The sequence below is a fragment of the Arthrobacter sp. 01L42 genome (genome assembly GCF_056400005.1).
On sequence record NZ_JBFTSL010000014.1, the window covers coordinates 66,031 to 79,297 of the forward strand.

Sequence of the window (13,267 nt, forward strand, 5' to 3'; positions counted from 1 at the left end):
TTTTTTTGTTGTGCTCCACGGCCCACGATCGGGGAGTAGGACTAGGCGGACAGCCCCTAAATCTGCCATGACCGGTTTTGCAACCTTGGGTGGCTGTCTATCGGATTGGTTTTTTGGTCTGCTGGCTGACAATTCCTCTGGGCGCCGCCGGCTTGTGAAATGGGCTATCCCTCGGCCGGCGAACTGCTATTCGTGCTGACAGTCACAGAAGGTGTTTGGCCGTTGCTTAGGGGACGCCACCCTCTTGTTTCACGTGAAACATGATGACCGCTGCACCCCCACTTATCAGTTCGGTGCGCGATGTGAACCTGTGCGTAGACACAGCGGGTTCCCAATAGAACATCACAGTCGATTTGCGTTGCCTGCGTGTATGCCGAGGATTGGTTGCCCAAATTCCACCGAAGCACCATGCGCCATGTCGCGTAATGGACGTGTTTCACGTGAAACATCCAACTTCCAGAGTCATGAAGTTTGGGACGGCTTTCGGATGAGTCCGGACTCGAAAAGCACTCCAACACTCGTGGCCCGCCGCGGGGGAGTCTACGGTAGAGGTCTCACCTATACCAGGTTCGTGGTTTTCTGACGGGAAGGCTTCCGCCGATACTGCCGTTAAGGCGGCGCCGCACTCCGCTGCCGCCCCGAGTTCGGGCAGGGTCAGGGCCCTCCTGCCAGCGCAACACGCCATGACTGCTCCTGCACGTCCGCCACGGGTCCGGGGAGAGTTGGGGGCCACCCGGGTCCGCCGCAAAATAGTAGACTAGTCGGCGGGTGACCAGGACTGCGATCGACTGTCTCTAACACACACATTCGCCCCGTTTTCCAAGAACGGCGATCAATGCCGGCCAGTCACGACCGGCCGTAGCCACCGGCCGCCCGGTTCGGACCCTGTTTCACGTGAAACAGGTGCGTACGTCGCAGCTGCCGAATTGTCCGGCCCACCTCCACGCTACCCATGTTTCACGTGAAACGGGTGTGCACGTCGCGAGAGTGCCGACTACTTCCGCCCACCTCCGCCGCGCCGATGTTTCACGTGAAACACCCCTAGTCGCAATCCATAAATCGCAACTTGGAGCGAAGTAATAGTTAACTCTTCGATAATCCTCTGCGGTTACCAATTCAGCGTGCCCATTTCCGCAGGAAAAGAGGTCGGTGGGACGCAAAGATGCGCTTGACGGTCTGCGCCTCCCTGCTGGAAAGGCCCGGCCCAACCTTGGCCGAGCGGCCCCAGGGACGTTGGCCTGCGCCCGTGAACGCCATCGTTCCTCGCCCTAACGCTCGCTCCAGCACCGCCGGCTCCGACCCAATTTCCGCACAACAGACCGGATTTCGTACGGTTCACCGGATCCGATCCCGTCCCAACATCTCCAGACCGCCTAGTTTCACGTGAAACATGTCGGCGGACCAGAAACAGTCTGCGGCGAAGCAGACCCAAGATTCCCGTCCGTAGCCACCGAGGGGGGAACGGCCGCCAACCTTCAGGCCTCTGTGACCCGCCGTATGTGGGGAAAGGCGAACGTGGGTGCCTTTGAAGCGGCGTGCAGTGCGCCCCGGAACCGGCGAGGGGACTTGCCTGTGCTCAGCCGCCGGAGCTTGGGGCGGAGTGTTCATGGGCGTTCTCGGCCGCCCGCCTACGACCATGGGCCTATGTTGTCTGATTTGAAAGCGAACCGATGATCAATTTCGGATCGCTGCGGCAGTCAGTCATCGAATGAACACGCCCCGCCGCCGTTACGGCCGGCGCAGTTCCCGCACCCTGCGCGGCGTGGGACGCACGGAACCGGTCCTGCATTCCATAGGGCACCCGACCAAACAGGGCCCGGCTCTGAGGCGATTCTGACGGTTAGGTCCGACATTTTGTCCAATCCATGGCTCGTCCCGACAATTGGACCGTCGCAGCCTCCGGTCCGCGTCCTACGCCCCTGTACGAGTCGCTGCTCCGCTTCACCGAGGTTCCTGTCCAGGGCCACTCCGGCGGCGGTCAAGGTCAATCGTGCAGTGCCTGTTCAGAGTTCGTGGGCTGATCGGTTCATCAATCACCATCACCGTTCAGCCCGCGGCATGATCTTGTCCCCGCTGATCAATGCCCACTGTCTCCGCCCAGGCCCGGTTCGGTCTCAGGCTCCACTCAAGCTGCATTGGGCTCGCCCAAACTCCTGTGCCGTTAGCGGCTGGTCGCCCCATTTTGCTCTAGAGGGGACCGGATTGGGCCGGCTCTTGTGTCCCCGGGTAGGGTCCATTCGGCATTCGCGGGACAAGAAGATCGCACGCCTGCTCTCATGAAGTCTTGTTCTCATGAAGGTTGGTGTCTGTGCCCTGACAGCCGCGGCGCAGGAGGTTCGATTCCATGGCGGCAAGACCAAGGACACGCAGGTCCAGCCGCGAAGCTGCCCCCGCCCCGGCAGGCACCGCAACCGACGCTGCCCGCTATGGATGTCCTTCGAGCCCTCGGCGTCTGTCCGCAATTCCCCACTCTCATAGTGACCGGTGCAGGCCTTCCGACCGTCAATCCACGAGCCATCACGACCGCCGACCTGGGTACCAAGCGGAGGTCGGCGGTGGCCGACACCCAAGCATTTCCGGTCTGTCCAGCGGCTATAGGATCCGGAGCTCATTCGATATCCACCAGTTTCTCCACAGAAGTTATTCACATAGTTATCCACAGGTGCTGAGAGATTATTCACATGCCCTTCCTGGTGAGCGGCCGAGCGCGGTCGCCCCTCCGGCACCGGTCCTCTGACCAGCCACCCGCCGTGCCGGGGATAGGTCCTGGACCCCAATGAGGAACTCCGGCTCGCAATCAGGTCTTCGAGCGTATATCCCTGAAAAATTAACCGTAGAACGTCGATTTAGTACATCTTCGCGGATGCTTCGACCATCGTCGCTGCACACCATAATCATGTTTCACGTGAAACGGACAGTGGGCCCTCAAAGGAGGTTCGGGGCAGTTGTCACGGCAGCAGCTCGTACAAGAATCTGGCGTCCCTAGCGGGCTGCCGTCAGTCACTAATCCACAAAGTTATCCACAGCAATATCCACCGCCCTATCCACCGCGCCATCGACCGGCCGCTGGCTAATACTCGGGCCGGAAGCGGCCCCGCGAACCTCGCCTGGATGCAGCTTTGACCTGCGGTGAAGTAACCTCCGGACTTGTCATCCCAGGGCGGCCGGGAGCTGCAAATCCAGGTGGGTCGAACCAAAACCCGTCGAGCGCCGGGACCGCCGACGTGTCATTGCATCGCCCGTCGCGCCGGCCGAAGCCAGCTTGTTCCACAGCGCAAGGCGGACTTCAAGAAGACCAGGGGAGCGGAGTCACTGTCCCAAGGAACTCTCCCGTCCCACGTCCAGGGGATCGTTTTGCCGGGCCGAGATGCGACGACGGCACCCGCTGAATCGATGGGCTTTGCCGGGCAGCTCACATGCTCTGAGCTCGGAGACCTTGGCGGGCCTCACGCCCTCGCTGGGTCTGTCCGGTCGATCATCTTTCCACTCCGGTCCTCGCGGACCCGCCGTGTCCGTTGGCCGATGCCAACACGAAGAGGCTCGTCGACAGTGTGTTTGCCATGCGTTGTTTGCATTGAGACGGCCCTGGACTTGTCCTGACTGATGCATTGCCTGTCGACCCGGGGATTCGGATGAGGGAGGCACCGGACTGCAAAAGCGGTCGGGTCGGTCGAGCCCGCACAGTTGACACGCGCAAGCACGAGTCCCGAACCCAATCAGATTGGTCCGGATGCAGACCTTCCTTCTTTGCGGTTTGAATCCCTCCGGTTGCCGCACCAACTTACGGGTCCGGTGCGATCAGCGGATTGGATCCTGCAGGCAACTGCGCCCTGGTGCCCGGGGCGACGAACCTTACCGCCCGAAACACACTGGTCCGGGGGAGCGGACCCGGCGCTGGTAGCCGTGTAGTTGGAACATGCAGCAGCTCGGCTGCTTCCCTATAATGGCGGCTGGATGCCCACACAAGAGCCATCCCGACAGTTCCAGCCAGGCCGAATCCACAGGAAGGCGTGGTCGGCGTCTGGGATCAATCGGCACGACCCCGGCCCTACTTCACATGGCCTCCGCTTCCCTTCTCGCGGGTGCGTCGCGCGGCCTGAGCTCCTGCCGGAAGACTCCTTCCAACACACTGCAGCAGGATCAGCCGGTGTGCAGCAGTACAGGATCTGCACTGCACTCTCATCAAGCGGGTACTGGCAAGCCGGCAGGTGCGTCAGCAGCGGCACAGTGTGGGGGGCCCGCGAGGCGTCCGGTGTGCTGTTCCGGATGAGGGGAGCCGTGTCCGGAGTGCCGGAATAGACCCCCAGAGTGCCATCTCGGCTATTGGATAAGGCGTCGGGCTCACCGGAGGAAGCTGAAAAATGCGGCAGGAACAGCACACCCGCCGGGGCCCCAAGGAGATCAGGCATGCCTGGCACGCCGGCATGCCCCATGGCGCATGGTTACAGCTGGATGCGGCGATGGGACTGCAGCAGAACGTTGGCGGTCATGGCACCCGGCTACCTGGGTGGGGAGGATGCGTGTCAGGGTCCCGGTTCCCTTTGCCCGGGTCCCGGCAAACTGACAGGCACAATCATGTACCGAATGCGGAATCGGGGACGTGGGTGCAAGCCGGCGAAAGGGGTGAGCGGCAAGTTAGCGGGGGAGTCGAAGGACGCAGACATCCGCAAAGCGAGGCAGTTCCGGTCAGCTTTCGCGATCAGACTCCCACAAGAGGTCTTCAACAATGCGATCGAGACTACATGCTTCCTGTGGCGCCGAGGCCAGATCACCGTCCGCATCACGGCCCGCGTCCGTTCCCGCGCCAAGGTCGGCGTCCAGGTCTGCGCCGTCGACTTTGTCCCGATCTTCGTCCACGCCCACATCGAGACCTCTGTTGAGGTTCGCTTTTCGAGGCGCGTGTCCGGCGCCAATTTCTACCGTAACCACCGGAACGTTCCTACAAAGCCATGGCCCGAACCCGACGAAGCAGCAAGCAGACCAAGCTGCCGGCCCGCGCGCGAACCCACGGTTCAACCCACTTCAATTTTCGTTCACGGAAGCTGCCCCCACGACCCGTGATCGTAAGCAGCGAGAGAGTGCCGCCGGCCTCCGCCAGGACCGGACAGTGCCGTATTAGAGCATCCCGAGGCGTGCAAGGCTTCGGATGCCCTGCAGCCTGCTTAGCCTTCGTTCAGCCAACCACGCGGGCATACAACGCAGTAGCGGCGCCATATGACGCTTTCAGAGGCGCCCAGGAGCAGGTGATCCCGCAGAGACTGGGAACGGTACAACAGTCGCTCCGAGGTTCGTCCGTGGCTGCGGCGAGCTTGCTCCGCCACCAAGCAGCAGCCGCGCCGTAGTGAGCCGCTTCTCCTGCTTCGCACCGGCATGGACCAATGTGGTCGCATGGCGCACCCGCGGCCGGCCCGGCCGACAGGCAAAAGTGGGCCATAGCTGTGGGTCGATTCCTTGCAAGGGGAAGCCGAACCATCATGACGCAGACGGTGGACCCTTGGTCAAACGACTGGTCGGCACCCCAGTCCACCGGCATTGCGCTGACCACCTACGGCGCAATGGCCGAGCCGGATCGCCAATCCGCAGGCGGACTCGCATGGGCAGGGATGTGGTCCGGCTGCCGGATTGACGACTGCGCAGCGGTCTCCAACCGCTGGCCGGATTCATCTGCCCTTTTGTCTCCTCACATAGGTGCCCAGCCTGCCTGGCGTTCGATGGGGCAAGGCGCAGATTCGCGGCCCCGTTTCACGTGAAACATTGACGGACCACTCCAGCCCAGATGGTCAGTGAGCTCTGGAAGGCGGCGAAGATGGCTGTTGCTGACTAGCGCGATCGCAGCGGCACCGGCAGAGAGGGGGCCTTTCCGCAACAACGAGAACCGTGCAGCTGCCATTTATGCTCGGTGTGGCCGTTCCATGCGATCAGAAGCTCCACCCACGGAACGCAGCAGAGTGGACGGTACGGCCACCGGAAACGCATCGGACTCCACGCTCAGGAAGCTCCGCCCCAGTCAGGGACACCCGCCTGCCCAGCACCAGCCCGTCGTTCCGCACGTGTCCCTCGGTCTCGCCCAAGCAGGGCCGGCGATGCTGACGATTTCCACAGAAAGACCACGGCACTGCGTCGGCCCCCACCCACGGCCGCAACCCGCGAGAGCCCGGGCCAGGACGGAAGCGAGAGAGCCGCCGGAACTAGTCGGCGCCACCGGTGCCGCCACGTTACCTTTTTCGTAGCCCGTTCCTGTTGCAGGATGAGGGTGTGCTGGCCTGCCAACCCCGGCATGATTGCCGCCCCCAGTCGTCAATGATCCGGGGGGTGTTGTCACCGGGATCCGGTAGGTGCCGGAGAGACCTCTAATAGAGGCAGGACAGTTTGGGATCGTCGTGCGTAACGTGGATGCGGGCTCTGACACCGCGGACAGTCCAGCACAGGTATCAGCTGCTGCGACGGGGAGGTACAGGTGATCGGAAACCACGAAAGCATTGATGTCTTCATCGGCCTGAACGTCGGCAAGGCCGAGCACCACGCCGTTGCCGTGGACCGGGCCGGAAAGAAGCCCTTCGACAAGTCTTTACCCAACGACGAGGTCCGGCTGCGCGAAATACTGGCCTCACTGAACAAGCACGGCAGCATCCTGCTCGTGGTTGACCAGCCTGCCACGATTGGTGCGCTGCCGGTCGCGGTCGCACAGGCCGACGGTGTCACCGTTGGATACCTGCCCGGGCTGGCGATGCGCCGGATAGCTGACCTGCACCCTGGCGAGGCGAAAACCGACGCCCGGGACGCGTTCATCATTGCCGACGCGGCCCGGACCATGCCCCACACACTGCGATCCATCCAGATCGCCGACGAACAGCTCGCTGAACTGACCATTCTCTGCGGCTTCGACGACGATCTGGCCAAAACAGGCAACCGCAACGTCGAACCGGATCCGCGGCCTGCTGACCCAGATCCACCCCGCTCTGGAGCGTGTCCTGGGCCCGCGACTGGACCACCCGGCAGTGCTGGACCTGCTGCGCACCTGGCCCACCCCCGAAGCCCTCCGCCATGCCGGCCGGCGCCGGATCGGAAACCGGCTCAAAAAGCGTGCACCCCGGATGGGCGAACGCCTTGCCAGCGAAATCATCGACGCACTCGGCCAGCAAACAGTAACCGTCATCGAGACGAACGCGGCCACGATCGTGCTGCCCCAACTGGCCCGGATGCTCGCCGACATCCGCGAGTCCCGGGACACCGTCTTCACCCGGGTCGAGGCCATCGTGGAGGCCTCGCCCGCCGCCGTTGCGACACCCTCTACGCCATGTTGCGCGACGGCACTCTCTACGAACCACGGCTAAACCCCAGCGGCTTGACGAAAACCATAGAGGCACCCCCCGCAACTCTCCGGCAGTGGGCGAACACGGCAGCGCCGAACTCGGCACCACCGAATTCGCCGGCACCGGCAGCATCGGTAGAGACAAAGAAGGGAGGGTCTGTTTCACGTGAAACAGACCCTCCCGGAGGACTCAGCGAGTCGCGACCTAGCTGGGAGCTCCCGGCGTGAGGACGTCCATGATGCGGTTCAGGTCCTCGACGCTGGCGAACTCAATGCTGACACGCCCCTTGCGGGCACCAAGCGAAATCTTGACATTAGTATCAAGGCGGTCAGACAGCGACGACGCCAGGTAATCCAGTCGTTCGTGGCGGGCTCCGGCCCGCGGGATGTTGTTCTTGGCCGGCGAGGCGGGGCTCTGATACAGGGTCACAGCTTCTTCGGTCGCCCGGACCGACATGCCTTCTGAAACAATCTTCTGCGCCAAGCGTTCCATGGCCGCGGCGTCAGGAAGTGCCAGGAGTGCGCGGGCGTGCCCTGCGGAGATGACATTTGCCGCAACCCGGCGCTGCACCAGCGGGGGCAGCTTCAGCAGGCGCAGGGTGTTGGAAACCTGGGGCCGCGAACGTCCGATCCGGTCCGCCAGCTGCTCGTGTGTGGTGCCGAAGTCCTCGAGTAGCTGCTGGTAGGCCGCCGCCTCTTCGAGCGGATTCAGCTGGCTGCGATGCAGGTTCTCCAGCAGCGCGTCGCGAAGGAGGTCGTCATCGGTGGTGTCACGGACAATCGCGGGGATAGTTTCCAGGCCTGCGGCCTGTACTGCACGCCACCGTCGCTCACCCATGACGAGCTCATAGGGTTCGCCACCCTCTTCGGTTGAGGTACGGACCACAATTGGCTGGAGGACGCCAATTTCCCGCACAGAGTGCACCAGCTCCGCCATGTCATCCTCATCGAAGACCGAGCGGGGCTGCTTGCGGTTGGGATGGATGTCCGTGACCGGGATTTCGGCAAATCTGACGCCGGGCACCTCTACGAGGTCAACAGTTCCCTCGTCACCGTGCTCGGGCGTGGAGTCAAACGTCAGCTGTTCGCCGGCGTCGGATGCGGCCGCCTTGGCAGCAGCGGTCGCCGGCTTGGAGGCAGCCGACTTTCGGGCGGGGGTTTTCTTGGTCACGGCGGCGCCAGCTGCGTCGGCTTTGTCGGCAGCAACGTCGGCTCCGGCAACAGCGCTGGTTGCTTCAGTGGTGTCAACCGTGAGATCAGCGGAATCGTCGGCCTTGACAGGTGTGGACTCCGGCTCCTTGGCCAGCGCGGCCTTGGTGTCCGCGAGCGTCTCGGCGTCGGAGGTCTTTTTTCGGGCTTCAGGGAAGAAGAGGTCCACGGGCCGGGATGGGGCAGCACCGCTTCCGGAGGCGTTAGCCGCGGCGGAACTTGGAATGAGTGCGCCAAGTCCACGGCCGAGGCCGCGTCGCTTATCGCTCATGGATAAATCCCTCCAGTGGAAGAGCCGGGATTCACCTGGCTCTGGTTAGTGCAATTCTTGAAAGATTCTAACGTTCCGCGATTTCCGCGGCGGCTTCCAGGTAAGACAGGGCACCGCTGGAAGAAGGATCATACGTCATGACAGTTTGCTGGTAGCTCGGCGCCTCGGAAATACGGACCGACCTCGGCACCACAGCGCCGAGCACCTGCTTCGGGAAGTGTTCCCGGACCTCGGCTGCCACCTGGGCGGCGAGGTTGGTGCGGCCGTCATACATGGTCAGCAGAATAGTGGAAACAACCAGATCAGCGTTCAGGTGCTTCTGGATCATCTCGATGTTCTTCAGGAGCTGGCTGAGGCCTTCGAGGGCGTAGTACTCGCACTGGATCGGGATGAGGACTTCGCCGGCCGCACAGAACGCATTGACCGTCAGGAGCCCGAGGCTCGGCGGGCAGTCGATGAAGATGTAGTCCAGCCGCTCCTCGCCATTCTTGGCGCGCTCCTTGGAGTACACATCGATTGCGCGGCGCAGCCGCTGCTCGCGGGCCACCAGGCTGACGAGTTCAATTTCGGCACCGGCAAGGTGGATGGTGGCGGGCGCACAGATCAGGTTGTCGATGTCGGGGCACGGGGCCACGACGTCCTTCAGCGGGACATCATTGATCAGCACATCGTAGATGCTGTCGACATCGGCGTGGTGCTCGATTCCCAGGGCGGTGGAGGCGTTGCCCTGCGGATCGATGTCGATGACGAGCACGTTCAGGCCAGCGGCCGCCAGCGCGGCGGCGATGTTCACGGTCGTCGTGGTCTTGCCGACGCCGCCCTTCTGGTTGGAAACGGTGAAGATCCGGGTTTTCTCCGGTTTGGGGAGCTGCCGGCCGAGCAACCGCTCGCGGCGCTTGTTTTCGTGTGCGAGTTCGCGGGCGATGGGACTGGAATCGTCGATGGAATCCAGCACGTTCCCCGTGTGCGGAAGGGATGTTTCACGTGAAACACCGGCCATCCCGGTCGTCTTCGCAACCGAAGCCGTGTGATTTCCGGAGTAGTCAAAAGCTACTGCAGGAGCCGTAAACGCCCGTGCGGACCCCAGGGACACAAACGGCGGGATCCGTTGTGTGGAGGCTTCGCTACTGCTCACTATGACACGCTCACTCTCATTCGGCTCTTACTGCCGGTTACTAGCCTAACCTCTTCCCCTCAGACTCCCCGGGCACCGGGGCCGGTGCTAGGTAATCTTTTGAGGCTTGTTCACTACGATTCGCACAACGGTGGTGGGTTCCTCAAGCAGGTCTTCACCCACCACCACCACGGACGTCTGAATGCCGCCCAGTTTGCGGATAACCTTGGCGGCCTTTTCGATTTCCTCGCCGGCGCTGCGTCCCTTGATGGCGACGACTTCTCCCTTGCCGGCCAGGAGCGGAATGGCCAGCCCGGCGAGATTGGACAGCGCGGATACGGCGCGGGCAGTCACGACGTCGGCGTTCACGAGTCCCACTGCGAGTTCCGCGCGGGTGCGCATGATCGTGACGTTCTGGAGGCCAAGATCATCCACCACCTCCTGGAGCCAGATGACGCGGCGCTCCAGTGGTTCGATCAGCGTTAGTTCCAGATCCGGCCGCGCAATGGCCAGGCACAGGCCAGGCAGGCCGGCGCCGCTGCCGACGTCGGCGACATGGCTTCCGTGGGCAATCTGGCTCTCAATGACGGCGCAGTTAAGCACGTGCCGGCTCCAAAGCCGCGGCACCTCACGGGGCCCGATCAGGCCCCGCTCGGTCCCGGACGTCGCCAGGTGCTCGACGTAGCGTTTCGCCAGTTCCAGGCGGTCGCCGAAGATGGACTCTGCTGCCTTGAGTTCCGGGGCGGTAATTTCAACCATCAAGCTAGTCAACGGTTCAGTCTGCGGAGACAACGATGTGCCGGTCGGCGCCTTCGCCTTCGGACTCGCTCACGAGTCCCAAATCAGCGACGGCGTCATGCACGATCTTGCGTTCGTAGGCGCTCATCGGAGCCAGGGCAACTGCCTCACCCGAATCCTTCACAGCGGCGACGGCGTCTTCAGCGATCTTCTGCAGGTCGCCGGCGCGCTCGGCACGGTAGCCGTTGATATCCAGCACCAGGCGGGAGCGGTTCTCCGTCGCGGAGAGGACCGCGAGCCGCGTGAGCTCCTGGAGGGCCTCAAGGACTTCGCCGTCACGGCCCACCAGGCTGTCCAGCCCGGCGGCTTCCTCTTCGGCGACGATCGAGATGTAGGTGCGGCCGTTGCGGACCTCGATGTCGATGTCGCCATCAATGTCCGCGATATCCAGCAGTTCCTCGAGGTAGTCCGCAGCGACGTCGCCTTCTTCTTCGAGGCGGCTGGCGGAAACACTCTTGCCGGTGCCGGTCTCCGCACCCTGTGACGAGTCGTCGTCCGCGCTCTGGGCGTCGTCCCGGTCGTCGTCAAACTCGGCGGAAATAGCGTGTTCGGTGCTCTCGGCGGACATTACTTCCTCTTCCTGTTCTTGCGTTGCGGCTGGACGCGCTGGGTCTTGGCTTCGACGGCGGCCGCGGCGGAGGCTTCGGCCTCGGCGTCGACCTTCTTGCCGCCCAAAAGGGGCAGGGCGGGCAGGCCCTTGGCTGCCCGGCGCTCGGCGAGAGCCTTGGCCGCCGGCGATCCCGGCGTAGGCATCCGGCGGATCACGAAGAACTGCTGTCCCATGGTCCACAGGTTGGTGGTGGTCCAGTAGATCAGGACGCCGATGGGGAAGTTAATACCGCCCACACCGAAGACGACCGGCAGGATGTAGAGCATCATTTTCTGCTGGCGCATGAACGGGCTGGCCAGGGCCTCTTCGGACATGTTCTTGGCCATGATCTGCTTCTGCGTGATGAACTGCGAGGCCGTCATGGCCAGGATCATCACGATGGAGAGGATCCACACCGACATCTGGTTCCCGCCGCCGCCGTGGAGCAGGGAGGCGGAGAGCGGGGCACCGAAGATGGTGGATTCGTCGAACTGCTTGACCTGTTCCGGGCTCATGGCGCCGATGCCCTGGCCGCCCGCCTTAGCCGAGCTGATGCCGGAGAGCACCTGGAAGAGCGCAAAGAAGAAGGGCATCTGGATCAGCATGGGCAGGCAGGCGGAGAACGGGTTGGTGCCGTGCTTCTTGTACAGCGCCATCTGTTCCTGCGCCATGGCCTGGCGGGAGAGCTGGTCCGTCTTGCCCTTGTACTTGTCCTGCATTTTCTTCAGGTCCGGCTGCAGGAGCTGCATCCCGCGCTGGGCCTTGATCTGCTTGACGAAGACGGGAATCAGGGCGGCGCGGATGACCAGCACCAGCCCGATGATGGCCAGGGTCCAGGTCCAGCCGCTGGCCGCCGGCATGCCAATGGCGCTGAGTCCGTCATGGAAGCCGACCATGATGGCTGAGACCAGCCATTTGAACGGGGCCAAGATTGTTCCAAAGATGTCCATACGATTCCCTATTCGTCAGGCCGCAGTGCGGCCTTCTCCATCAGGCTGAGCAGCCAGGTATATGTCCGGATTGTTCAGCACAACAATTGTGGGGGTGCGGCCCGCGGGCCATTCCCGATGCCCGGCGGGGACATGGTCCACACCACCGGCATTCCATGGATGGCAGCGCAACAGGCGCCTCGCAGCGAGCCAGCTTCCTTTCACCGCGCCGTGGACGGTGATCGCTTCAAGGGCATAGGCCGAACAGCTGGGGAAAAAACGGCAAACCTGGCCGTACAGCGGTGAGATCACCTTGCGGTACGCCAGGAGCAACAGGATGAGGACATCACGGGGCAGGTTCCAGACTGCCCGGCCCAACCATGCTGCTGCGGATCTTGCAGGAGGGACGACGGCGGCAGTTGAGTTACGCACGCGGGGTCCCTTCCTGTGTCGTCTCGTTAGAACCTGGTGAAGCAGCCTGCGAAAGGCGGTTGCCCAGCCTTTTCATGGTCGTCTCCAAAGCGGCGTCATAGTCGGCAAGCAGCTGGTCCCAGCTGGCTCCCGCTGCGGCGGGCAGGGCCCGGACCACAATGGCGAACCCGCTGCCGTATTTCTGCAACGACAATGCACCGGCTTCTCTCAGTCTCCTCTTAACGAGGTTCCTGACAACAGCGTTCCCGACACTCTTGGAAACGATGAATCCGATCCGGCTTGGTTCATCGGCAGCGAGAGCTGCCGCATATAACACTACGTTCCGGCGTCCATTGCGGACACCGGAACGTACAGTTGTTGAAAAATCGGTTGATGTCCGCAGACGGTTCCTGGTGGCTAGCACCGTTCAACTCGCACAGGGATATGGACCGACGAGTCAGTTATTTAGGCCGACAGTTCGGTGCGGCCCTTGCCACGACGGGCTGCCAGGATGGCACGGCCGGCACGGGTACGCATACGAAGGCGGAAGCCGTGCTTCTTGGCTCGACGGCGGTTATTCGGCTGAAAAGTCCGCTTGCTCACGTTAGTTACTCCAGTGGATCAAAGGTGCGCC

At 62.8% G+C, this 13,267-nt stretch carries 9 protein-coding genes and 1 pseudogene; 1 reads left to right on the top strand and 9 read right to left on the bottom strand.

The window, feature by feature from the left end; all coding sequences use genetic code 11:
* Positions 1 to 4,686: 4,686 nt before the first annotated feature.
* Positions 4,687 to 4,929 (bottom strand): hypothetical protein, encoded by a 243-nt coding sequence (locus AC1DN2_RS13505; RefSeq protein WP_230008313.1) that lies wholly within the window; start codon positions 4,927 to 4,929, stop codon positions 4,687 to 4,689.
* Between the two features lie 1,460 nt (positions 4,930 to 6,389).
* Here AC1DN2_RS13505 and AC1DN2_RS13510 point away from each other — a divergent pair.
* Positions 6,390 to 7,298, top strand: a pseudogene (locus AC1DN2_RS13510) (IS110 family transposase); the annotation flags it as partial.
* 219 nt (positions 7,299 to 7,517) lie between these two features.
* Here the strand turns inward: AC1DN2_RS13510 and AC1DN2_RS13515 are convergent.
* The 8 genes from AC1DN2_RS13515 to rpmH all read right to left on the bottom strand — a co-directional run bounded on the left by AC1DN2_RS13515 (position 7,518) and on the right by rpmH (position 13,236).
* Positions 7,518 to 8,792, bottom strand: a complete 1,275-nt coding sequence (locus AC1DN2_RS13515; RefSeq protein ID WP_476850703.1) for a ParB/RepB/Spo0J family partition protein — start codon at positions 8,790 to 8,792, stop codon at positions 7,518 to 7,520.
* A 67-nt stretch (positions 8,793 to 8,859) separates the two neighbouring features.
* Positions 8,860 to 9,927 (bottom strand): ParA family protein, encoded by a 1,068-nt coding sequence (locus tag AC1DN2_RS13520; protein ID WP_275450894.1) that lies wholly within the window; start codon positions 9,925 to 9,927, stop codon positions 8,860 to 8,862.
* Positions 9,928 to 10,014: 87 nt separating this feature from the next.
* Positions 10,015 to 10,665 (bottom strand): 16S rRNA (guanine(527)-N(7))-methyltransferase RsmG, encoded by a 651-nt coding sequence (gene rsmG / locus AC1DN2_RS13525; RefSeq protein WP_476850704.1) that lies wholly within the window; start codon positions 10,663 to 10,665, stop codon positions 10,015 to 10,017.
* A gap of 16 nt (positions 10,666 to 10,681) precedes the next feature.
* On the bottom strand, positions 10,682 to 11,272 hold the full coding sequence (locus AC1DN2_RS13530; RefSeq protein ID WP_476850705.1) for a Jag family protein: 591 nt from the start codon (positions 11,270 to 11,272) through the stop codon (positions 10,682 to 10,684).
* Positions 11,272 to 12,243, bottom strand: a complete 972-nt coding sequence (gene yidC, locus AC1DN2_RS13535) for a membrane protein insertase YidC (protein WP_223914872.1) — start codon at positions 12,241 to 12,243, stop codon at positions 11,272 to 11,274. Before yidC ends, AC1DN2_RS13530 begins: the two co-directional genes overlap by 1 nt.
* Before the next feature lie 15 nt (positions 12,244 to 12,258).
* Positions 12,259 to 12,654 carry a membrane protein insertion efficiency factor YidD gene (yidD, locus tag AC1DN2_RS13540; RefSeq protein WP_230009110.1) on the bottom strand — a complete coding sequence of 132 codons (396 nt, stop codon included), beginning with the start codon at positions 12,652 to 12,654 and terminating at the stop codon, positions 12,259 to 12,261.
* Positions 12,647 to 13,057 (bottom strand): ribonuclease P protein component, encoded by a 411-nt coding sequence (gene rnpA / locus AC1DN2_RS13545; protein WP_079552763.1) that lies wholly within the window; start codon positions 13,055 to 13,057, stop codon positions 12,647 to 12,649. Before rnpA ends, yidD begins: the two co-directional genes overlap by 8 nt.
* A 41-nt stretch (positions 13,058 to 13,098) precedes the next feature.
* Positions 13,099 to 13,236 (bottom strand): 50S ribosomal protein L34, encoded by a 138-nt coding sequence (rpmH, locus tag AC1DN2_RS13550; protein ID WP_003800212.1) that lies wholly within the window; start codon positions 13,234 to 13,236, stop codon positions 13,099 to 13,101.
* Positions 13,237 to 13,267: the final 31 nt, after the last annotated feature.

Coding starts and splice junctions, on each gene's coding strand:
- AC1DN2_RS13515 (WP_476850703.1), bottom strand. CDS start 8,792: ATGAGCGATAAGCGACGCGGCCTCGGCCGTGGACTTGGCGCACTCATT.
- rsmG (WP_476850704.1), bottom strand. CDS start 10,665: ATGGTTGAAATTACCGCCCCGGAACTCAAGGCAGCAGAGTCCATCTTC.
- AC1DN2_RS13530 (WP_476850705.1), bottom strand. CDS start 11,272: ATGTCCGCCGAGAGCACCGAACACGCTATTTCCGCCGAGTTTGACGAC.
- yidC (WP_223914872.1), bottom strand. CDS start 12,243: ATGGACATCTTTGGAACAATCTTGGCCCCGTTCAAATGGCTGGTCTCA.